This window comes from Micromonospora avicenniae (genome assembly GCF_900156065.1).
In the GTDB taxonomy this organism is placed as follows: domain Bacteria; phylum Actinomycetota; class Actinomycetes; order Mycobacteriales; family Micromonosporaceae; genus Micromonospora; species Micromonospora avicenniae.
In genome coordinates this window covers 211,478-233,125 of the sequence record NZ_FTNF01000002.1, presented here as the reverse complement: position 1 = coordinate 233,125, position 21,648 = coordinate 211,478, and the positions used below count along the sequence as shown (strand labels likewise).

Here is a 21,648-nt window from a genome sequence, read left to right as displayed (position 1 = left end):
CTGGGAGGCGGACAGTGGGCAGGCTCGCGCCGGCGTACCGGCAGGCGGTCGCGGCGCACCACGCGGCGCGCGCGCACCTCGACGCCGCCCGCCACGCGCTGCGGGCCGTGCCCGTGCCGGCCGCCCCACCGGGCGTCGGCGAACTGGTCGGCCGGCTCAACGAGGTGGGCGCCGCGCTCGCCGGGGCAACGCCCACCGACACGGCGGTCGCGATCCGTCTCGGGGAGGCGTCCACCCCGGAGGGCGCGTTCCCGGCGCTGGTCCCGCTCGGTGGCGGCCGCCACCTGGCCATCGACACCGACGCCCGCGACCCCCGGGTGGCCGGGCTGCTGCGGTCGCTGGTGCTGCGGCTGCTGGCCGCCGCCCCGGCCGGCGAGGTGCGGGTCGTCGGCATCGACACCGCCGCGTCCACCGCCACGTTCGGGCCGCTGCGTCCGCTGGTCGACGTCGGCGTGCTCGCCCCGCCCGCCACTACCGACGCCGAGGTCACCGCCCTGCTCGACGCCGCCGAGCGGCACGTGCGAACCGCCCGGCGCGCTCCCGGCGGCGGGCTGCTGCTGGTGGTGGCCGCCGGCGCGCCACCACGGGAACTGGCCCGGCTCGCCGCGCTCACCCACGCCGGCGCGCAGGGCGGGGTCTGCGTCCTGGCCGCCGGCCACCCACCCCGGTCGGCCGGCGAACCGCCGCCGTCGCTGGCCTCCACCACCGTCGTGCGGATGACCGAGCGGTACGCGTACGTCGGTGACCCGCCCGGCACCCCGTTCAGCGACGACGACGGCGGGCTCGCCGCCCCGGTGCGGCTCGACGACGACCCGGCGGCCGCCTCGGTGCGAGCGCTCGCCGAGCGGCTCGCCGCAGCCGCCCGGCTCGCGGACGCGCGGCGGTTCGCCGAACTGCTCCCCGACCGGCGGTGGGCGGAGCCGGCCGGCAGCGGCCTGCGTACCGCCGTGGGCCGCAGCGGGCGGACCCCGGTGTCCGTCTCCTTCGACGACACCACACCGCACTGGCTGGTCGGCGGTGGCGACGTCGGCGCGACCGCGTCCTTCCTGGCCGCTGTGCTGCACGGGTTGGTCGCCCGCTACGCCCCCGCCCAGCTCCAGCTCTACCTGCTCGGTCTTCCCGACGGGGTGAGCTTCGCCGAGTTCGGGCCGACCGGGCACGACCAGTCCTGGCTGCCGCACGCCCGGGCGATCGGCATCGAGTCGGACCGCGAGTACGCCGTGTCCGTGCTGCGCGAGCTGCGCCGGGAACTGCGCCGTCGCGCCACCGCGTTGAAGCGGCACGGCGTCACCCGGTTCGCCGACCTGCCTACCGACCCCCCGCTGCCGCGGATCGTGACGGTGTTCGACGGATTCGACGTCCTGCTCGCGGGCCACGACGGAGCGGCCCGCGAGTCGGCGACCCTGCTGGCCGAACTGGTGCGCAAGGGCGGCGCGTGCGGCGTGCACCTGGTGCTGGCCGGCCGCGGCGCCACGGGCGTCGAGGCGCTCGGGGCAAGCGGCGCGGCGCTCGTCGGCCGGGTCGCGCTCTCCGGCGCCGGCGGCGTGCTCGACCCGCACAACCAGGCGGCAGAGGCGCTCGCGGCGGGCACGGCCGCGGTGAACGTCGCCGGGGGCGCGGCCGGCGCCGACACCGTCGTCCGTCTTCCCGACGCCGATGCCGCTGCCGAAGCCCTCACCCGGCTGCGGCGCGAGCTGTGGCAGGCCCGGCCGGCCGGGACACGACCACCCGCGGTGTTCCGGGGGTACGAGAACGCCCGGATCGAGGAGGACGCCACCTACTCGGGGCTGCGCCCGGGTGGGCGCCGCCCGCTGGCCCTGGTCGGCCGGACCGTCGACGTGCACGTCAGCAGCGCGCTGTTCATCATGGACACCACGCCCGGCCGGCATCTGGGCGTGGTGGGCGCCTCGGCGGCCGGCGCGGACCTGCTCCGCGCCGCGGCGCTGAGCCTGGCCCGCCAGCACCTGCCGGGGGAGTGCCGGTTCCTGATCGCCCCGCTGGTGGCCGGGGCCGACCCGGTGGCCGGCGAGACCACCGCCGCGCTGACCGCCGCCGGCCACCGGGTCGACCAGCTCGACGCGACCGGCCTGCGGGATCAGCTCCGGACGCTGGCCGATCCGGCCGCGCCGGCTCCGGCGGGCCGCACGTTCCTCGTCGCGTTCGGCATGGACGGCGCCTCGACCGTGCTCGACCCGGCGGACCCGCGGACCGCTCGCCGCGGGCGCGACGATCTACGGGCCGTGCTTCGCCACGGCCCGGGCCGAGGGGTGCACCTGCTCGGCTGGTGGCGCGGCGCGAACCGGCTCGCCGACGACGTCGGCGAGGCCGACGACGGCCACGGGGTCGCCTGCCTGGTCACGCTGGATGTTCCCGCCGACGAGCTGGAGCGGCACCTCGGGCTGCGGGACGTCGCGTACCCGCCCTGCCTCGACCGGGCACTGCTGGTGGACCGGCACGACCGACGGGTCCGGCTGATCGTGCCGTTCGCCCGGTCCGCGCACGACCTCGCCGGTGCGGACTGAACGATGACCTTCGAGGAGTACGCGGACCTGGCCCGGCAGCTCGCCGAGCGGCGGCGGGCCGGTGAACGGGGCGTTGCCGCCGCCGAGCGCCGCCGTGACCTGCACACCGCCGCCGACTTCCTCGACCGTCGGCTGGCCGGTCAGGGGACACGTCTCGACCAGCTGGGCCGTGCGATCGGGGAGCCGGTCACGGTCTCCGCGCCGACCGAGGTCGATTCCGCGTCCGAGCGGTGGAGTGCCGCGGAGGTCGACCCGGCGGTGGAGCTGGAGCTGGCCCGGCGCTACGCCGACGAGGCGGACCGGCACGGGCAGCAGGCGGAGCTGCTGGCCCGGCGGCCGGCGCTGCTGCCGGCCTGGTCGCCGGTGGCCCGGGCGGCCGCCGTGTACCTGGCCTCGGCGGGGGCGGGCGCGGTGCTCGGATTCGTGATGGTGGTCGCCGCGGATGTCGGGGCGCTCGGCGCCGGGCTGCCCGCCGTGGCGTTGATCTCCGGTTGGCTCGCGCTGGGCCGGTGGGGGCGCGCGCCGCTGGCCCAGGGTGCGTCCGCCCGTTACCCGGCGCTGGGCGTGGCGGTCTGCTTCCTGCTGGTGCCGCTGGTCTTCTGCGGCTACCTCTTCATGCTCCGCTTCCTGCGCTGAGCGCGGGGCGGACCGCGGCGGGCGGAAACGACGCGGCGGCCGCGGGGAAGGGGTGACCTCGCGCCGTGGCGGAGGCCACCTCTTCCCTGCGGCCGGGTCGACCTGGCGGCGGGTCAGCGACCCGCGGCCGCGAGCCCGCCGGACACTTCGGAACCGGTGGGCCGGGCGGGCCGGCGACGGCCCGTCGTGCGCCGTCCCGAGGGGACGATCATCGCGGCCACCGCGGCGGCCAGAGCGATGGCGGTCAGCAGCAGGAAGCCGGTGGTGAAGCCGGCTTCCCGGGGCAGGCCGCTCGCCTGCGGGTGGGCGGTGATCACGCTGCTCACCACGGCCGCGCCGATCGCGCCACCGATGGTGCGGATGTTCGCGTTCATTCCGGTGGCCACGCCGGTCTGGCTGGGTGACACGTTGGCCACGATCAGGTTGGCCATTGACGCGAACGCCAGCCCGATGCCGATGCCGACGAGACCGCCGGCCACACCGATCTCCAGGCGGGTGTCGTGGGCGACGGCCAGCATGGCCGAGGCGGCCACGTTGAAGACCGCGCCGGTGGCCAGCTGCGCCTTGGCGCTGAACCGGGCCTCCAGCCGGCCGGCGGCGATTCCGGCGACGAACATGCCGACCAGCATCGGCAGCATGAGCAGTCCGGCCTGGGTGACGCTCGCGCCGAAGCCGTAGCCGGCGCTGGTCGGGGTCTGCACGAACTGGGGTACGAAGGCGTAGATGGCGAACATCGACCCGCCGTAGAGCAGCGCCACCAGGTTGGTCGTCCACACGCCGGGCAGGCGCATCATCCGCATGTCGATCAGCGGGTTCGCGGAGCGTGCCTCGGCCACCAGCCAACCGATCAGCAGTACGACGGCGAGCGCCAGCAGGCCGAGTACGGGAAGGGACGTCCAGCCCCAGGTCGCGCCCTTGCTGACCGGCAGCAGCAGCGCCACCAGCCAGCCGGAGAGCAGCAGGGTGCCCGCCCAGTTGATCCGGCCGGGCGAGCGGACCGGCGACTCCGGCACGAACAGGTGCGCCGCGAGCGCGGTGAGGGCCACGACGACCATCGGGATCCAGAACAGCCAGCGGTAGCCGAGGACGGAGACGATCGGGCCGGCCAGGACGACGCCGAGGCCACCGCCGGCGGCGATGATCGCCGAGATCGTCGCGACGGCCGAGCTCACCCGTGCGGCGGGGAACTCGTCGCGGATGATGCCGAACGAGAGCGGGAAGACCGCGCCGCCGATGCCCTGCACGACGCGGGCGATGATCAGCACGCCGATGCTCGGCGCGATGGCCGCCAGGAGGCAGCCCAATGCGAGCGCGGCGAGGGCGACGACGAGCATCCGCCCCTTGCCGAGCATGTCGCCGACCCGGCCGAGGATCGGTGTGAAGATCGATGCGGAGAGCAGGTAGGCGGTCAGCACCCAGGTCACGGTGTTCTGGGAGGTGTGCAGGTCGTGCTGGATGATGGGCAGCACCGGGGTGATCAGCGATTGGAGCATCGCGAAGAAGCCGGCGCCGGCCGCGAGGACTAGGAAGGTCAGCCGACGCGAGCCGCGTCGGATGGTCTCGGTCACGAGGGGAACTCCCATGTGGGTACGAAGGTCGGTGCTGCGGTCGCGCCGCCCGGCCGCTCCCTTGTCGGATGGGGCGCCGCGACCAGTCGGGTGGGGTCGGACGGCGGTGGGCGCGGGCGAGGGCGGGCCGATCTGGTGGTGGTGCGGGTCTGGGTCACCGGTCTTGGACGGGACCGGCCAGATCGTCCGGAGTACGCTTTCCGGAGGTGAGGCTCCGGTCAGTTCCGGAGGGGTGCCTCCACCAACTTAGCGGAGGGGTGCCTCCGGTTGCAACCGAGGGAAGGTGACGCGCGCCATGGCCGGCACTGGTGAGCTGGGGGAATACCTAGCGCGGCGTCCCAAGCGGGCCGACGCCCAGCGCAACTACGACGCGTTGGTCACCGCAGCCCGGGAGGCCTTCGCCGAGGCCGGCGTGAACGCGTCGCTGGAGGAGATCGCCCGGCGGGCCGGAGTCGGCATCGGCACCCTCTACCGGAACTTCCCGAGCCGCCGCGAACTGTTCGAGGCGGTCTACGTCGACGAGGTCCAGGCGCTCAGCCGCTCCGCGGCGGACCTGGCGCACCTGCCCCCTTGGGACGCGCTCGTCGCCTGGTTGAACCGGTTCGTCGCGTACGCGGCCACGAAGCGGGCGCTCGCCGAGGAGCTGGCGCACGACTCCGAGGTCTTCCGCCGGTGCCGCGCCGAGATCTACGCCGCGGGCCAGCCCATGATGCGGCGCGTCCAGGAGGCCGGCGTGGTCCGCCCGGACGCCACCTTCGACGACGTGCTCCGGCTGATCAGCGGAATCGTCGCGTTCCAGTTCCCGGAGCCGGGCCAGCGGGACCGGGTGCTGGCGATCGCCCTGGACGGGCTGCGTTACCCGCCCGCGCTCGCCTGACGCGACCGGCCGACTGCTCGTGTCGGTCGCCCGGCCGGAGCGTCCGACGGGTCGGAGATCGTCCCGGCCCGAGTGCCGGCCGGTCGTACCGTGCGCCGCCGGGGCGGACTCCGGACGGCCGGCCGGTCCTCGTGACCGCCCGGTCAGGTGGCCTTGGCCAACGCCTCGAACTCGGCGTCGGTGAGCTTCACCTCGGCCCCCGCGACGTTCTCCTCCAGGTGCGCGACGGAGGACGTACCCGGGATCGGAAGCATCACCGGCGACCGGCGCAACAGCCAGGCGAGTGCGAGCTGCGCCGGCGTCGCGCTGTGCTCGGCGGCGATGGCGTCCAGCGGCCCGCCGGGGCGGGCGAGGTTACCCGTCGCGATCGGGAACCAGGGGATGAACGCGAGGTCGTTGCGCTCGCAGTACTCCAGCACGTCCTCGAAGTGGCGGTCGGCCAGGTTGTAGAGGTTCTGCACCGACACGATCGTGGTGATCTCGCGGGCCGCCTCGATCTGCTCGACGGTCACCTCGGAGAGACCGATGTGCCGGATCTTCCCCTCCTGCTTGAGCAGCGCCAGCTCGCCGAGCTGATCGGCCAGCGGCACCGTCGGGTCGATCCGGTGCAACTGGTAGAGCGGGATGCAGTCCAGGCCGAGGTGGCGCAGGCTCAGCTCACACTGCTGGCGCAGGTACTCAGGGCGCGCGAGAGGACGCCAGTCGCCGGGCCCGGCCCGGGTGAAGCCGGCCTTGGTCGCGATGACCAGGTCATCGGCGTACGGGTGCAGCGCCTCGCGGATCAGCAGTTCCGAGACGAACGGCCCGTACGAGTCGGCCGTGTCGATGAACGTCACGCCGAGCTCGACGGCCCGGCGGAGCACGCGGACCGCCTCGGCCGGGTCCTTCGGATCGCCCCAGACGCCCGGGCCGGTGAGTTGCATCGCCCCGTAGCCAAGGCGATCGACCTCGAGGTCGCCACCGATCCGGTAGGTGCCGGCGGCCTTCGCGGGTCGCTTATGGGCGTTGTCTGCCATGTGTTCCCCTTGTCGCGTCACGCTTCGTACGCCAATCTAGCCGCCGCCGTGGGAGCCCTGGCGGCGAACGTCCGTCCGCGTCCCCGACGCGATGCGCCCCTGGGCAGGCGCGATGCGGTCACAAACGGACCTGACGGCTCGGGGGGTACGGGGCGGCCCGGCCGGATTGGCCGAGCGTCGGCCACGCCGCCACCGCCCGTGCGACGCTGAGCCCGTGCCGGTCGTGTCGGCCCCGTCGGGTCGGCCGGCGACCCCACGGCGGGAGGGGCAGCAATGGCGGGTGTGCCGCAGGTCGACTTCGCGCTCGACACCTACGAGTGCATCGTGCTCTACCCGGGCCGCGCTGGGCGGGCGTTGTCGACCCAGACGATCCAGCGGCTGCAGGCCGAGCACGCCGAGCACATGCAGGCGCTGCAGCGGCGCGGCATCGTCCTGGTCTCCGGTTCGGTCGACGGCCGGGCACACAACCCGGACCCGCCGATCGGGTTCGGGCTGGCCCGCACCGGCTCGGTGGAGGACGTACGCAGCGTCATGGAGGCCGACCCCGCGGTGCAGGCGGGGCTCTACCGGGTGGACGTGATGACCTTCCTCTGCCCGGCCGGCTCGCTGGAGTTCCCGCTGGCCAAGACGGAGAGCTGACACCGGCCGCGCCGGACGCCTGCCGCGGAGGCGAACGCGGCCGGGTGCGGGAGGACGTGGTGGCCGGTCCGGACAGGGGGCGTACGATTCCGGCGCGCGGTCGCCGTTGCCCGCCAGCCATAACGTCCCTGATGCGGTTACCCCGCCGTCTCACGCGCACCGCGCGACATCGGCGGATCGATCCGCAGCCCGCGAGGGGGTCGGCCACCAGCCCGACCCGGAGGAGAGACTAGCCTGATGGGCGTGACACGCCGCGCGAAGATCGTCTGCACTCTCGGCCCCGCCACCTCTTCCCCGGAACGCATCCGGGGTCTCGTAGAGGCCGGGATGAACGTGGCGAGACTCAACTTCAGCCACGGCAGCCACGCCGATCACGAGGCGGTCTACCGGCTGGTCCGGGAGGCGGCCGACTCGGCCGGTCACCCGGTGGCCATCCTGGCCGACCTCCAAGGGCCCAAGATCCGCCTGGGACGGTTCGCGGACGGCCCGTACGAGTGGCGCACCGGTGACTCCGTGGTGATCACCAGCGATGACATCCTCGGCACCAAGGACCGGGTCTCCTGCACCTACAAGAAGCTGCCGCAGGAGGTGAAGCCCGGCGACCGGCTGCTGATCGACGACGGCCGCGTCGCCGTAGAGGTCACCGACGTGCAGGGCAACGACATCCGCTGCCTGGTCACCGAGGGCGGCCCGGTCTCCAACAACAAGGGCGTGTCGCTGCCCAACGTCGCGGTAAGCGTTCCGGCGCTGTCGGAGAAGGACGAGGAGGACCTCCGGTTCGCTCTCGGCCTCGGGGTCGACATGATCGCCCTGTCGTTCGTCCGCTCGCCCGACGACATCAAGCGCGTGCACACCATCATGAACGAGGTCGGGGTGCAGCGGCCGGTGCTGGCCAAGGTCGAGAAGCCGGAGGCGGTGGACCACCTGGAGGCCATCGTGCTGGCCTTCGACGGGGTCATGGTCGCCCGCGGCGACCTCGGCGTCGAGATGCCGCTGGACCAGGTCCCGCTGGTGCAGAAGCGCGCGGTTCAGCTCTGCCGGGAGAACGCCAAGCCGGTCATCGTGGCGACCCAGATGCTCGACTCGATGATCGAGAATTCCCGCCCGACCCGGGCCGAGGCCTCAGACGTGGCCAACGCGGTGCTCGACGGCGCGGACGCGGTGATGCTCTCCGGTGAGACCAGCGTCGGAAAGTATCCGGTGCTCACCGTCAGCACCATGGCCAAGATCGTGACGACGACGGAGTGCGGCTCGTTCGCCGTGCCGCGGCTCCAGCACGACCCGCGTACCCACGGTGGCGCGCTCACCATCGCCGCCTCCTCCATCGCCCGGGCCATCGGCGCCAAGGCGCTGGTCGCCTTCTCCCAGACCGGCGACACGGTGCGGCGGCTCAGCCGGTTGCACTGCGACCTGCCGCTGCTGGCCTTCACCCCCGTGCCGGAGGTACGCAACCAGCTGGCGCTCGCCTGGGGCGTCGAGACGTTCCTCATGCCGTTCGTGCAGCACACCGACGACATGTTCCGGCAGGTCGACGAGGCGCTGCTCGGCCTCAACCGGGCCAACCCCGGCGACTACGTGGTGATCGTGGCGGGCAGCCCGCCCGGCACCCCCGGCTCGACCAACACGCTGCGCGTGCACCAGCTCGGTTCCCTGGTCGACGCGGCCTCGGCGCGGGCCTTGCAGTGACCGACCCGAAGGTCGTGGTCGGCCAGGCCGCGGTCGACCAACTGCTCGAGGTCCTCGACCTCGAGCAGACCGCCGCCATGACCTTCAGGGGGATGAGCCCGCCCGTCGGGCCGCAGCGGGTGTACGGCGGGCAGGTCGCCGGCCAGGCGCTGGTGGCCGCCGGCCGCACCGTGGATCCGGAGCGGTCCGTGCACTCGCTGCACGGCTACTTCGTCCGTCCCGGAGACCCGGCCGAGCCGATCGAGTACCAGGTGGAGAACGTCCGCGACGGGCGCTCCTTCTCGGTCCGCCGCTCGGTGGCCGTCCAGCACGCGAAGCCGATCTTCTTCATGTCGGCCTCGTTCCAGCGGACGGAGGAGGGGTTGGACCACCAGGCGCCGGCGCCGCTCGACGTGCCGGCGCCGGACGAGGTGCCGACCATGACCGACCGGCTCGCCCGCTACCCCGAGCGGCTCGGCATCTGGTCCCAGATCCCGCGCCCGATCGACGTCCGCTACGTCGGTGAGCCCGGCTGGGTACGCCCCGGCGACCGGCCGGCCAACCCGCACCAGCGGGTGTGGATGCGCATCGACGGCAAGCTGCCGGACGACCCGCTGCTGCACGCCTGCGCGCTCACGTACGCCTCCGACCTGACCCTGCTCGACTCGGTGCTCTCGGTGCACGGCGAGGTGTGGGGGCCGGGCGGTGTGGTAGGCGCCAGCCTCGATCACGCACTCTGGTTCCACCGGCCGTTCCGGGCCGACGAGTGGTTCCTCTACGACTGCTGGAGCCCGTCGGCGTCCGGTGCCCGGGGGCTGGCGACCGGACGGATGTTCACCACGGACGGCCGCCAGATCGCCAGCGCCGTGCAGGAGGGTCTGCTGCGCCGCGTCGGCGCCTGACCGGGGGCGGCCGCCCGGGCGGGGCCGCTGTGACGTGCCCGATCGGCCGAGGGGCGGCGGGCCGGGCGGCTGACCAGCCCGATAACCTTTGCGGCATGCGTCTCTCCGCTCGGGTCGACTACGCCCTCCGTGCGACCGCCGAGCTCGCGGCGACGGCCAACGGGCCGGGGCGGGGGCGGCCCGTCACCGCCGACCAGATCGCCCGGGCCCAGGAGATACCGCCGAAGTTTCTGGAGAGCATCCTGCTGCAACTGCGTCGGGGCGGCGTCGTCCAGGCCCAGCGCGGCCCCGAGGGCGGCTACTGGCTGGCCCGGCCGGCGGACGAGATCTCGCTGGCCGAGGTGATCCGGGTGATCGACGGTCCACTCGCGCACGTGCGTGGGCAACGCCCGGAAGAGCTCGGCTACCACGGCGCGGCCCGCGCCCTGCAGGAGGTCTGGATCGCGTTGCGGGCCAGCGAGCGGGAGATCCTGGAGCTGGTGACCGTTGCCGACGTGGCCGCCGGCACCTTGCCGTCGCGGGTCACCGAGTTGGCCGCCGATCCCCGCGCCTGGACCTGATCGCCCGGGCCGCTGAAGGGTTGCGTTGCCGGTCTCGTCGGCGGCGTCACGCCACATATCGGTGACGCAGCGTACTCGCGTGGCCGGCCCGGCCCACCGCGCTCCCGGCGCTTTGCTCTGCACCCACCGACGCACCACCCAGCCGACCTGCGGCTGGGCGGCGGGAGGGCTCACCCCGCGCGGCCGACGTGGGTGACGTTGAGTGACTGGTGCGTATCCGGGTGCAGAGCAAAGGCTGCGATGAGGCCGCTGGCTGTCAAGCACGAACGTCACGTCACGATCACGGCCGGCGGCGGTCAGGGCCCGGAAGGCACCGGGCCGCAGCCGCGGAATCCGCACAGCTACGGCCCGGTGCGCCACACCGCGGCATTCCCGACCCGTCCCGACCGGGAATGCCGTACCACCACCGGAGACAAAACTAGGCGTCGTCCGGGTCGCGGGGGTGACGCAAGCGTGAAGATCGTGTTTCAGGCATCCCTCCGCAGGCCGCCGGCGACCTGCTCGGCGACCAGCTCGAACGAGCGGACCCGGTCCTCGATGTCGTACACCATCGTGGTGAGCATCAGCTCGTCCGCGCCGGTGCGCTCCAGCAGGTGGGTCAGCTGCCGGCGTACGGTCTCCGGCGAACCGACCGCCTGACCCTCCAGACGCTGCGCCACGAACTCCTGCTCGACCTCGGTGTACGGGTACGCCGCCGCCTCCTCCGGAGTGGCCAACGGCTGCGGACGGCCGGAGCGCAGCCGGAGGAACGAGAGCCCCGCCGGCCCCGCCAGCCAGTGCGCCCGCTCGTCGGTCTCCGCGCAGAACACGTTGACCGCCACCATGGCGTACGGCTTGTCGAGGAAACGCGACGGACGGAAGTGCTGCCGGTACAGCGCCAAGGCGGGCAGAGTGTTCTGCGCGCTGAAGTGGTGCGCGAAGGAGAACGGCAGCCCGAGCAGACCGGCCAGCTGGGCGCTGAAACCGCTCGAACCGAGCAACCAGACCGCCGGCTGCTGCCCCAGACCCGGCGAGGCGGTGATCGGGCCGGGCTGCTCCCCGCTGAAGTAGTTCATCAGATCGGTCAGCTCACGGGGGAACCCCTCGGCCGACAGCCCCTCCATGGTCCGGCGCAACGCCAGCGCGGTGACCTGGTCGGTGCCCGGGGCGCGGCCGATACCCAGGTCGATCCGACCCGGATGCAGCGCTTCGAGCGTGCCGAACTGCTCGGCCACCACCAACGCCGGATGGTTCGGCAGCATCACACCGCCGGAACCGACCCGGATGGACGAGGTCGAGGCGGCCAGATGCGCGATCAGCACCGCGGGCGCGGAACTCGCGATCGCCGGCATGTTGTGGTGCTCGGCCACCCAGAACCGGTGGTAACCCAGCTCCTCGGTACGCCGAGCCAGCTCGGTGGTGTGTCGCAGCGCCTCACCGGCGTTGGCGCCGGCGGCTACGGGGGCAACTTCGAGGACGGAGAGCGGTACGTCGATCACAGGCCTGGCCAACCCGGGACGCGTCGGATTTGTTCCCCGAAGCGACTCACCCCACGCCCCGCGCCTGCTCGAAGATCAAGCTCGTCTGGGTGTGCTGCACCGCGGGGTCCACCGCGAGATGGTCGAGCACGAAGTCCCGCAGCGCGTCCGCCGAGGCGGCCCGCACGTGCAGCACGTAGTCGTCCGCGCCCGCCACGTGGAACACCGACACCACCCCCGGCAGCAGTACCGACCGGCCCCGGAACGCGTCCACCGCCGGCCGCTCGTGCGCCGTGAGCCGCACCGAGACCAGCGCCTGCAACGGCAGCCCCAGCGCCGCCGGGTCGATCTCGGCGTGGAACCCGCGGATCGCGCCACTCTCCCGCAATGCCCGAGTCCGGGCGAGACACGTCGACGGCGCAACACCGACCCGCTCGGCGAGCGCGTTGTTCGGCAGCCGCCCGTCGGCCGCCAACTCGCCGAGAATCGCGCGGTCCACGTCGTCCAGGGCCGAAAACGGCCGCACATCATTCGGAGCAGGCGTCATGCCGACATCCTCCACCGAACCGGAACCGCATTCAAACGGCCTTCACAGAATCATGTTCGGAACTGTTGCACGGCATCAGCCTGATGTTCGACGCTGTCGCCATGACGACCGTGGACACCCGAGCCGTGCACGCCGGCCGCGACGACCTGAACGCGCTCGGCGTCCACGTGCCGCCCATCGATCTCTCCACCACCAACCCGCTGCCGTCCATCTCGGCAGGCGGTGACGCCTACGAGAAGCTCGCCACCGGCGGCCCGCTCGAAGCCGGCGACAGCCCCGTCTACCAGCGGCTCTGGAACCCCACCGTGGCCCGCTTCGAGACCGCGCTCGCCGACCTCGAAGGCACCGCCGCAGCCGTCGCCTTCGCCAGCGGGATGGCCGCACTCAGCGCCACCCTGCTCGCCGCCACGCGCGACGGCCACCGGCACATCGTCGCCGTCCGCCCCCTGTACGGCGGCACCGACCACGTGCTCGCCACCGGGCTCCTCGGCACCACCGTCAGCTGGGCCCGCCCCGACGAGGTCGCCGCCGCAGTACGCCCCGACACCGCGCTCGTCGTCGTCGAGACCCCCGCCAACCCCACCTGCGACCTCGTCGACATCGCCCGACTCGCCCACGCCGCCGGCAACGTCCCCCTCCTCGTGGACAACACCGTCGCCACCCCCGTGCTCCAGCGGCCCGCCCAGCACGGCGCCACCCTCGTCCTGCACAGCGCCACCAAGAGCATCGGCGGACACGGCGACGTCCTCGCCGGAGTCGTCGCCTGCGACGCCGACTGGGCCGCCCGGCTCCGGCAGGTCCGCGCGGTCACCGGCGCGATCCTCCACCCGCTCGGCGCGTACCTGCTGCACCGCGGCCTCCAGACCCTGCCCATCCGGGTCCGCGCCCAACAGGCAGGCGCCGAGAAACTGGCCGGCTGGCTCGCCAACCACCCCGCCGTCGAGCGGGTGCACCACCCGTCCCTGCACGACCCGGCCGGGCTCGTCGGCCGGCAGCTGAGCGGCACCGGCAGCCTGCTCGCCATCGAGGTACGCGGCGGCGCGCCCGCCGCAGCCACCGTCGCCGCGGCATGCCGACTGATCACCCACGCGGTCTCGCTCGGCGGGGTGGACACCCTGATCCAGCACCCCGCCTCCCTCACCCACCGCCCGGTGACCGGCGACGCCAAGCCCGCCGACGGGCTGCTGCGGATCTCGGTCGGCCTCGAGGACCCGGAGGACCTGCGGGCCGACCTGGAGCAGGCACTGGCCCTGATCAGCTGACGGCTCGCGGAACGCCGATCAGCTCAGGACTTGGGGCCGACGTGCCGGTCGAGCGCCGCGATCGCGTCCCTGCGGGCCACTGACAGCGAGTTGCACCGGTTCATCCGCCAGTCGACGCCCAGCAGGTCCAGCGCCCACTGGCAGAGCCCCATGATGTCGACGGACTCGTTGGTGAACAGGTAGCGCGGATAGACGTATTGCTTGCCCCGCACCGTCACCCGGTTGCTGATTCGGCAGCCGTCGGAGTGGAACAGTCCCCGTAGGAAGTCGCCCGGGTGAGCGGTCAGGATCGGCTGCTGCCAGTCGGCGAGGACGATCGGGCGCTCGTGTTTCTTCCCCGGCCCATGTTGGGGGAGCAGGCAGGGCCAGTGCTTGCCGTAGCTCTGCACGCTGACGCAGCCCTGCTGCTGGACTCGTTGGACCCGCGTGGCGAGCACGGCTCGCATAGCCATGTCACACGCTTCGATTAGCCCGGGCCAGTTGTTGCTGCAGCTGACCCGCAGGACCGGTACGCGGGCGGTGGTGACGAGGTGACCATCGCCCAGGTAGAGGCCGAGCAGGTACGCGTACGCCCGTTGATCTGTCGGATTATGGTCAGGCCGGCAGCGGAAGCAGCGAAGAGCCGTTCCCTGGATCGCTGGCTCCGGTCTCGCGCGGCACCAGTCCCACACGGTGCGGTAGGAGACGCCGACGCTGCGCGCGACGTCCGCCACGTTGGCCCCGGACAGGTAGAGCCGCCGCGCGCGAGCGCGGATATCAGGGGGATGCACTGGGCCATCGTCGAACGGCCGTACGACACTTTGGTGTCCCCGGTGGGATTCGAACCCACACTGTCGGAGGTTTGAGCTCCGTTTCTCTACCGGTTGGAATACGGGGACATCCGCACGGAACGCTCTGGCGGCCCCTCATAGGGTACCCACTACGCTAAGGACGGCGACACCCGGCTGGGCGGGTGTCGGGTTCTGACTGGTGGGGGTAGGGCTCGTGGCCGAGACGCAGACGGATGCCGAGCGCAGGCGCGTACTGATCGCCGAGGACGAGGCGCTCATCCGGCTGGACCTCGCCGAGATGCTGGTCGAAGAGGGCTACGAGGTGGTGGGCGAGGCCGGGGACGGCGAGACCGCCGTCCGGCTCGCCGAGGAGCTCAAGCCGGACCTGGTGATTCTCGACATCAAGATGCCGATCATGGACGGGCTGGCGGCGGCCGAGCGGATCGCCGGCGCCCGGATCGCCCCGGTGATCATCCTGACCGCGTTCAGCCAGCGGGATCTGGTGGAGCGAGCCCGGGCGGCCGGCGCCATGGCGTACCTCGTGAAGCCCTTCCAGAAGAGCGACCTGGTGCCGGCGGTGGAGATCGCGCTCTCCCGCTACTCGGAGATCGCCGCCCTGGAGGCGGAGGTGGCCGGGCTGACCGACCGCCTCGAGGTGCGCAAGGCGGTGGAACGGGCCAAGGGCGCCTTGATGACCACCTACGGGATGACCGAGCCGCAGGCGTTCAAGTGGATCCAGCGGACCGCGATGGACCACCGGATGACCATGAAGGAGGTCGCCGAGCGGATCCTCGTCGAGACCGCCGGCGGTGAGGCGCCGCGCCCGGCGTCCTGATCGGGGTAAGTCCCGTCGCCGTGCCGGCCGGGCCGCGCTGACGCCTTCCGATCGATAACATCGGATCCGTGTCCGTCCGGCACGTCATCATGGTGCTCGGTCTGCTCGCCGTGCTCCTCACCGGCTGCGAGCGGGCGGGGCGGCCCGACGGCGCCCCACCGCGACCGGTCGACCCGGGTTGGCGGTCGCTGACGCTCCCGATGCCACCGGGCGCACCGGGCCGGCCGCTGCTGCGTGACGCGACGGCCTGCGCCGGCCGGTGGTACGTGGTGGGCGGGGTGGCTGACGCGGCTGGCGCCACCCGGCCGGCCGTCTGGTCGAGCGTCGACGGGGTGACCTGGTCGCTGCCGCGGCTGGTGCCGTTGAGCTTCTACGGCCGGCAGCAGGTGCTCTACGCCGCCGCGTGCCGCGCCGCCCGGTTGGCGGCGCTCGGGACGGTGAGCGGTGGCGCGCACGGCAATCCGCGTGTCGGCAGCTGGATCGAGGGCGCTGACCGGGTGGTCCGGGAGGTGCCTGCGCCGTTCGAGCGGTTCGGCGGGCCGCGGGCGGTGAGCGCGTCCCGGTTGGTGGCCGGACCGCACGGATGGCTGATCGTCGGATCGCGGGTCGACGGGGCGGCGGTCTGGGCCTCCACGGACGGCGCGGAGTTCACCCTGCGTGAGGGGTTGCCCGAGCTGGCCGGTGACCGGCGTGGCCGCACGGCGGCATACGACGGGTCGGCCGTGGGAACGGGTTGGCTCGTGGTGGGTGCGGTGCTGCCGGCCGGCGGGACGGCGTTGTCGCCGCTCGCCTGGACCTCGTCGGACGGGGTGGCGTGGCGGCGGGCGGAGCTGCCGGCACCGGGTGGTCGGGGGCAGGCGCAGCGGGTGGTGTCGGTGGGCGGCGCGGTGGTGGCGGTGGGTCCGGTGGGGGACGGGTTCGTGGCCTGGCGTGCGGCCGCCGAACCGGTGGCGGACGGGGCGGCGGCGCGGTGGCGGCGGGCCGGGGCGTTCGCGGCGGCCGGGCCGGGCGTGGCCGTGGTGGCCGGGTTGACGGCAGTGGGTTCGGGGCTGTTGGCGGTGACGCGGACCGGTGCGGGTCACCGGCTGTGGTACTCGGATGACCTGGGTGGTTCGTGGCGGCCGGTGACGATGCCGGTGGCGGTGGCGGACTCTGGTGAGACGGCTGTCGCGGCGGCTGCCCAGGGGGAGCGACTGCTGTTGATGGCCGATGACGGGCGGGGGCCGCACGTCTGGTGGACGTCGGGTCCGGCGCTGGGCGGTGGCGACGGGAGTAGATCCCTTCCCAACACATGGAATTGAACCTCTGGGGCGTCTGATGAGGATGTTCTTACAACGATCGTTTCCGATCCGCCACACCGTGTAACGGTTCGGTCAACCCGGTCGCTCAAGACTTACGCCACCGCTTCACGGTGGGATAACGTCCGGCCCCAGACCGCAGACGAGACGACGGTCGGGTTCGTACGCTCCGCAAGTGCCAATGGCCGGCGGGTGGTTCGAACCATGGGACGGAGGAGGGTTCGGGCCTTGAGGCAGAAGCTCGTACGAGTGCTCGGCGGTGTCGCCGCATTGGCGCTCGCCGTGGGTGGTGCCGCGGCGTGCAAGAGCGACAGCGGCAGCGAGGCGTCCGGTGACGCGTGTGGTTTCAAGATTGTGTTCTTCGGGGCGTTGACCGGCTCGGACGCGGCGCTGGGCATCAACGAGAACAACGGCGTGAAACTCGCCCTTGACAAGTACAACAAGGAGAACAAGGACTGCGAGGTCACGCTGCTTCCGCTGGACTCGCAGGGCAGCCCGGACCAGGCGCCGCAGCTTGCCCAGCAGGCCATCGACGACGAGAAGGTGCTCGGGGTTGTCGGGCCGGCCTTCTCCGGCGAGTCGGAGGCGGCCAACCCGCTCTTCTCGGAGGCGGGTCTGGTGCACATCACCGCGTCCGCGACCCGGCCGAGCCTGAGCGAGCAGGGCTGGAAGACGTTCTTCCGCTCGGTCGGTAACGACAACGCGCAGGGCCCGGCGGCGGCCAAGTACATCAAGGACGAGCTGAAGGCCGACAAGGTCTTCGTGATCGACGACCAGTCGGCGTACGGTGCGGGCCTGGCCGACGAGGTCAAGAAGGCGCTCGGCAGCGCGGTCATCGGCACGGACAAGGTGCAGGGTGGCGGCAAGCAGACCGAGTTCTCCGGCACCGTCACCAAGGTGAAGTCCTCCGGCGCCACGGCGGTCTTCTTCGGTGGCTACTACACCGAGGGTGGCCTGATCCGTAAGGCGCTGACCAACGCCGGTGTCAAGGCCACGCTGATCGGGGCCGACGGCATGAAGGACCCGGCGTTCATCGACGGTGCGAGCGATGCGGCCGCCGAGGGCACCATCTTCACCTGCCCGTGCCTGCCGCCCGCCGAGGTGAAGGGCACCTTCGCCGCGGACTACAAGGCGATGTACGGCACGGACCCGGGCACTTACAGCGACAACGCCTACGACGCGGCGAACATCCTGCTGGCCGGCATCAAGGCGGGCAAGAACACCCGTGCCGACATGCTGGCGTTCGTGAAGGGCTACACCGGTGAGGGTGTCGTCGGGTCGTACAAGTTCACCGACAAGGGCGAGCTGGACCCGTCGGCGGTCCAGATCTGGGCCTACAAGGTCGAGAAGGGCCAGATCGTGCCGGTGAAGCGGGTACCGCTGGCGTAGTGCCAACGCGGTTTTGATCGCCAGGTAATCGCTGCGGGTGCGGTCGGGAGCACCATCCCGGCCGCACCCCGGTTTCTCTTCAAGTTCCCTGGAGCACCCTTCTTGAACGTCGACGGCTTGATCTCCAACTTTGGAGAGCTCACGACGACCGGGCTGACCGTGGGAGCGATCTACGCCTTGGTCGCGCTCGGTTACACACTGGTCTACGGTGTCTTGAGGCTCATCAACTTCGCCCACTCCGAGGTCTTCATCACTGGCGCGTACGCCGCGCTCTTCACCTGGGCCGCGTTCGGCCTGACCGGCAACTCCCGGGTCTCCGGCGTCGGTTCGATTGTGTTCTACCTGCTGGTCGCGATGCTGGTGGCGGCGCTGGCGTCGGCGACGGTGGCGACCGTGATCGAACGGGTGGCCTACCGACCGCTCCGCAAGCGCAACGCCCCACCCCTGGCCTTCCTGATCACGGCGATCGGCGCGTCGATCGTCATCTCGGAGGCGTTCGGCGTCTACACCCGGCGGTTGTCGCGGGGCGCGCCGGCGGTGGTGCCGTCCGAGCCTCTGTTCCGGATCGGCAACGTGGGGATCAGCTGGGTGGAGTTGCTGATCGTCGGTTCGGCGTTGGTGATGATGGTCGGGCTCGACCAGTTCATCAACCGTAGCCGGGTCGGTCGCGGGATCCGGGCGGTGTCCCAGGACCCGAACACCGCGGCGCTGATGGGTGTGAACAAGGACCGGATCATCATGATGGTCTTCATCGCCGGTGGCCTGATGGCCGGCGTGGCGGGCGTGCTGTACAACGTGCGGATCGGCGCCCTGGCCTACAGCGTCGGGTTCCTCCTGGGGCTCAAGGCGTTCACCGCCGCGGTGCTCGGCGGCATCGGCAACCTGCGCGGCGCGTTGCTCGGCGGCCTGCTGCTCGGCCTGACCGAGAACTACGCCTCGGGCCTGTTCGGTGCGCAGTGGAAGGACCTGACCGCCTTCGTGGTGCTGGTCGTGCTGCTGATGTTCCGGCCGACCGGCCTGCTGGGTGAATCGCTGGGGAGGGCGCGGGCATGACGACCGTCCTGGAGAAGGTGCGCGCCGGCCGCGAGGCGGCCGGTGAGCGGTGGCGGGGCGCGCCACGATGGGTGCGCTGGGTGCTGCTGGCCGCGGTGATCGCGTTCTTCTACGCGCTGCCGAACAAGGAGTTCTACCAGTGGCTCGGGCCGATCCCGACCACCGGGTCCAACTTCGGCCAGGTGCTGTTCATGATGTCGATCTACGTGTTGCTGGCCGTGGGCCTCAACATCGTGGTCGGCTTCGCCGGCCTGCTCGACCTGGGCTACTTCGGCTTCTTCGCCGTCGGCGCCTACACGGTGGCGGTGCTGACCTCACCCAGCAGCGACCTCAAGACGGTGTGGCCGTGGCTGACCGTGCTGCCGATCGGGGTCGCCCTGGCGCTGGTGTCGGGGGTGCTGCTGGGTCTGCCGACGCTGCGGTTGCGCGGCGACTACCTGGCGATCGTGACGCTGGGCTTCGCCGAGATGATCCGGCTGACGGCGACCAGCGCGGGGTTCCTGCGGGGCCAGCGCGGCTTCAACCAGATTCCGCACCCGCCGGGCGAGCACGCCGACGGGACGCCGATCTTCGGCGTGCTGGATGCGCGGCCGTACTACTGGCTGGTCCTCACCTTGATCATCCTGGTGGTGCTCGGCGTGCGGAACCTGACCCGCAGCCGGGTCGGGCGGGCCTGGATCTCCATCCGCGAGGATGAGGACGCGGCGCAGCTGATGGGTGTGCCGACGTTCAAGTTCAAGCTGTGGGCGTTCGCCTCCGGTGCCGCCATCGGTGGCCTGGCCGGGGTGTTGTTCGCCGGTAAGCAGAACTTCGTCAACAACCAGAGCTTCGAGCTGCTGAACTCGATCATCATCCTGGCGGCGGTGATCCTCGGCGGTTCCGGCAACATCCTGGGCGCCATCGTCGGTGGCGGCCTGGCCTACTACCTGATCGAACGGTTCCGGGGTGTGGAGCTGTTCGGCATCGAGCTGTACGAGTACCGGTTCATGTTCTTCGGCCTGTGCCTGATCGTCATGATGATCTACCGGCCGCAGGGCCTGATCGCCAACCGGCGTAGAGCGGCAGAGTTCAAGGACCGCCGCAAGGAGGTGATCGTCGGTGGCTGAGACGGTGCAGAGCGTTCCCGCGCAGCGGACCGCGCCGGTCGAGGAGAACCGTGAGCCGCTGCTCGAGGTCGACCACGTCACGCTCCGCTTCGGTGGCGTCGTCGCGCTCAACGACGTGGACTTCACCCTTTACAAGGGTGAGATCTTCGGGCTGATCGGGCCCAACGGTGCCGGCAAGACGACCTGCTTCAACGCGATGACCGGCATCTACCGCCCGAGCGAGGGGGAGATCCGGTTCCGCGGTGAGCGGATCAACGGCAAGAAGCGGCACCAGATCACCCGGATGGGCATGGCCCGCACCTTCCAGAACATCCGGCTGTTCCCCGAGATGAGCGCGCTGGAGAACGTGCAGGTGGGCGCGGACGCGCACCACAAGACGAGCGTCATCTCCGCGTTGTTCCGGCTGCCCCGGCACTGGCGGGAGGAGCGGGACGGGCTGGAGAAGGCCCGCGAGCTGCTCGACTTCGTCGGGATCGCCGGGCGGATGCACGAGACGGCCCGCAATCTCTCGTACGGCGAGCAGCGCCGGCTGGAGATCGCCCGGGCGCTGGCCACCGATCCGGTGCTGCTGTGCCTGGACGAGCCGGCGGCCGGCTTCAACCCGGCGGAGAAGGAGGAGCTGCTGCAGCTCATCCGGAGGATCCGTGACCGGGGCACCACCGTGCTGCTGATCGAGCACGACATGAAGCTGGTCATGGGTGTCACCGACCGGATCGCGGTCCTGGAATTCGGAAAGAAGATCGCGGAAGGGCTGCCGGCGGAGATTCGGGAGAACCCGAAGGTGATCGCCGCCTACCTGGGGGTGCCGGACGATGCTGCTTGAGATCGATGATGTGAGCCTGTTGTACGGGCGGATCCAGGCGCTGCACGGCATCAGCCTGCAGGTGGACGAGGGCGAGATCGTCGCCCTGATCGGCGCCAACGGCGCCGGCAAGTCGACCACCATGCGCGCGATCTCCGGGATCCGGCCGGTCGCCGGTGGCCGGATCCTGTTCAACGGTGAGGACATCACCAAGCTCCGGGCGGACCTGCGGGTACGCCGGGGGTTGTGCCAGGCCCCGGAGGGCCGGGGCATCTTCCCGGGCATGACGGTGCTGGAGAACCTGGACATGGGGGCCTACACCCGACGGGACCGGGCGGGTATCGCCCAGGACCTCGACCGGGTGTTGAACCTGTTCCCACGCCTGGCGGAACGGCGTAAGCAGCCGGGCGGTACGCTCTCCGGCGGTGAGCAGCAGATGTTGGCCGTCGGGAGGGCGCTGATGAGCCGGCCGAAGCTGCTCCTGCTCGATGAGCCATCGATGGGGCTGGCTCCGATGCTCATCCAGCAGATCTTCACCATCATTACCGAGATCAACGAGCAGGGCACCACCGTCCTGCTGGTGGAGCAGAACGCCCAGCAGGCGCTGGCCCGGGCCCACCGGGCGTATGTGCTGGAGACCGGCCGGATCGTCAAGAGCGGCACCGGCGAGGAACTGCTGCACGACCCGTCGGTCAAGGACGCCTACCTCGGCGTAGCCTGATCGGCTGCCACCCCTCATCCAAG

At 71.8% G+C, this 21,648-nt stretch carries 20 protein-coding genes and 1 tRNA gene; 15 read left to right on the top strand and 6 right to left on the bottom strand.

The genetic code is table 11. From position 1 onward, the window contains the following. Positions 1 to 14: 14 nt before the first annotated feature. Together BXA10_RS04360 and BXA10_RS31990 are read left to right on the top strand one after the other, a co-directional pair. Positions 15 to 2,522, top strand: a complete 2,508-nt coding sequence (locus BXA10_RS04360; RefSeq protein ID WP_076467772.1) for an FtsK/SpoIIIE domain-containing protein — start codon at positions 15 to 17, stop codon at positions 2,520 to 2,522. A gap of 3 nt (positions 2,523 to 2,525) precedes the next feature. Further along, positions 2,526 to 3,158: a hypothetical protein gene (locus tag BXA10_RS31990; protein WP_245828126.1), complete on the top strand. Its 633-nt coding sequence runs from the start codon at positions 2,526 to 2,528 to the stop codon at positions 3,156 to 3,158. A gap of 113 nt (positions 3,159 to 3,271) precedes the next feature. Here BXA10_RS31990 and BXA10_RS04350 read toward each other — a convergent pair whose 3' ends face one another. Next, positions 3,272 to 4,726 (bottom strand): MFS transporter, encoded by a 1,455-nt coding sequence (locus BXA10_RS04350; RefSeq protein ID WP_245828125.1) that lies wholly within the window; start codon positions 4,724 to 4,726, stop codon positions 3,272 to 3,274. A gap of 295 nt (positions 4,727 to 5,021) precedes the next feature. Between BXA10_RS04350 and BXA10_RS04345 the strand changes: the two genes are divergently transcribed. Next, the gene (locus BXA10_RS04345; protein WP_076467769.1) at positions 5,022 to 5,603 is read left to right on the top strand and encodes a TetR/AcrR family transcriptional regulator; all 582 of its coding nucleotides are present in this window, start codon (positions 5,022 to 5,024) and stop codon (positions 5,601 to 5,603) included. Positions 5,604 to 5,746: 143 nt separating this feature from the next. On the opposite strand, the gene BXA10_RS04340 is transcribed toward BXA10_RS04345, so the two are convergent. After that, positions 5,747 to 6,619 (bottom strand): aldo/keto reductase, encoded by an 873-nt coding sequence (locus BXA10_RS04340; protein WP_076467768.1) that lies wholly within the window; start codon positions 6,617 to 6,619, stop codon positions 5,747 to 5,749. Positions 6,620 to 6,892: 273 nt separating this feature from the next. Here BXA10_RS04340 and BXA10_RS04335 point away from each other — a divergent pair, with 273 nt between their 5' ends. The 4 genes from BXA10_RS04335 to BXA10_RS04320 all read left to right on the top strand — a co-directional run bounded on the left by BXA10_RS04335 (position 6,893) and on the right by BXA10_RS04320 (position 10,385). Continuing rightward, the gene (locus tag BXA10_RS04335; RefSeq protein ID WP_076467766.1) at positions 6,893 to 7,258 is read left to right on the top strand and encodes a YciI family protein; all 366 of its coding nucleotides are present in this window, start codon (positions 6,893 to 6,895) and stop codon (positions 7,256 to 7,258) included. Between the two features lie 237 nt (positions 7,259 to 7,495). Further along, the gene (pyk, locus tag BXA10_RS04330) at positions 7,496 to 8,944 is read left to right on the top strand and encodes a pyruvate kinase (RefSeq protein WP_076467765.1); all 1,449 of its coding nucleotides are present in this window, start codon (positions 7,496 to 7,498) and stop codon (positions 8,942 to 8,944) included. Further along, entirely contained in the window at positions 8,941 to 9,825 is an 885-nt protein-coding gene (locus BXA10_RS04325) for an acyl-CoA thioesterase (protein WP_076467763.1), read from the top strand. Before pyk ends, BXA10_RS04325 begins: the two co-directional genes overlap by 4 nt. Positions 9,826 to 9,920: 95 nt before the next feature. Further along, the gene (locus tag BXA10_RS04320) at positions 9,921 to 10,385 is read left to right on the top strand and encodes an RrF2 family transcriptional regulator (RefSeq protein WP_076467761.1); all 465 of its coding nucleotides are present in this window, start codon (positions 9,921 to 9,923) and stop codon (positions 10,383 to 10,385) included. 467 nt (positions 10,386 to 10,852) lie between these two features. Here the strand turns inward: BXA10_RS04320 and BXA10_RS04315 are convergent, their stop codons facing one another. Beyond that, on the bottom strand, positions 10,853 to 11,863 hold the full coding sequence (locus BXA10_RS04315; protein ID WP_175649106.1) for an LLM class flavin-dependent oxidoreductase: 1,011 nt from the start codon (positions 11,861 to 11,863) through the stop codon (positions 10,853 to 10,855). A 46-nt stretch (positions 11,864 to 11,909) separates the two neighbouring features. Next, entirely contained in the window at positions 11,910 to 12,389 is a 480-nt protein-coding gene (locus BXA10_RS04310; RefSeq protein ID WP_076467757.1) for an Lrp/AsnC family transcriptional regulator, read from the bottom strand. Between the two features lie 83 nt (positions 12,390 to 12,472). Between BXA10_RS04310 and BXA10_RS04305 the strand changes: the two genes are divergently transcribed. Further along, positions 12,473 to 13,651 (top strand): trans-sulfuration enzyme family protein, encoded by a 1,179-nt coding sequence (locus tag BXA10_RS04305; protein ID WP_076468265.1) that lies wholly within the window; start codon positions 12,473 to 12,475, stop codon positions 13,649 to 13,651. Between the two features lie 23 nt (positions 13,652 to 13,674). On the opposite strand, the gene BXA10_RS04300 is transcribed toward BXA10_RS04305, so the two are convergent. Then, positions 13,675 to 14,421 carry a helix-turn-helix domain-containing protein gene (locus tag BXA10_RS04300; RefSeq protein ID WP_076467755.1) on the bottom strand — a complete coding sequence of 249 codons (747 nt, stop codon included), beginning with the start codon at positions 14,419 to 14,421 and terminating at the stop codon, positions 13,675 to 13,677. A 31-nt stretch (positions 14,422 to 14,452) separates the two neighbouring features. Next, positions 14,453 to 14,529: transfer RNA gene (locus tag BXA10_RS04295), tRNA-Leu, on the bottom strand. A gap of 106 nt (positions 14,530 to 14,635) precedes the next feature. Here BXA10_RS04295 and BXA10_RS04290 point away from each other — a divergent pair. The 7 genes from BXA10_RS04290 (at position 14,636) to BXA10_RS04260 (ending at position 21,625) form a co-directional block, all read left to right on the top strand. Next, positions 14,636 to 15,256 carry an ANTAR domain-containing response regulator gene (locus BXA10_RS04290; protein ID WP_076467752.1) on the top strand — a complete coding sequence of 207 codons (621 nt, stop codon included), beginning with the start codon at positions 14,636 to 14,638 and terminating at the stop codon, positions 15,254 to 15,256. 68 nt (positions 15,257 to 15,324) lie between these two features. After that, complete coding sequence (locus BXA10_RS04285) at positions 15,325 to 16,557, top strand: hypothetical protein (protein WP_076467749.1); 1,233 nt, start codon at positions 15,325 to 15,327, stop codon at positions 16,555 to 16,557. Between the two features lie 225 nt (positions 16,558 to 16,782). Beyond that, positions 16,783 to 17,943 (top strand): branched-chain amino acid ABC transporter substrate-binding protein, encoded by a 1,161-nt coding sequence (locus BXA10_RS04280; RefSeq protein WP_076467743.1) that lies wholly within the window; start codon positions 16,783 to 16,785, stop codon positions 17,941 to 17,943. Positions 17,944 to 18,045: 102 nt separating this feature from the next. After that, a complete protein-coding gene (locus BXA10_RS04275) occupies positions 18,046 to 18,996 on the top strand; it encodes a branched-chain amino acid ABC transporter permease (RefSeq protein ID WP_076467741.1) in 951 nt (316 codons plus the stop codon). Beyond that, positions 18,993 to 20,102, top strand: coding sequence for a branched-chain amino acid ABC transporter permease (locus BXA10_RS04270; RefSeq protein WP_076467738.1), 1,110 nt, complete (start codon positions 18,993 to 18,995; stop codon positions 20,100 to 20,102). Before BXA10_RS04275 ends, BXA10_RS04270 begins: the two co-directional genes overlap by 4 nt. Then, on the top strand, positions 20,095 to 20,925 hold the full coding sequence (locus BXA10_RS04265; protein WP_076467735.1) for an ABC transporter ATP-binding protein: 831 nt from the start codon (positions 20,095 to 20,097) through the stop codon (positions 20,923 to 20,925). Before BXA10_RS04270 ends, BXA10_RS04265 begins: the two co-directional genes overlap by 8 nt. After that, positions 20,915 to 21,625: an ABC transporter ATP-binding protein gene (locus BXA10_RS04260; protein ID WP_076467733.1), complete on the top strand. Its 711-nt coding sequence runs from the start codon at positions 20,915 to 20,917 to the stop codon at positions 21,623 to 21,625. Before BXA10_RS04265 ends, BXA10_RS04260 begins: the two co-directional genes overlap by 11 nt. Positions 21,626 to 21,648: the final 23 nt, after the last annotated feature.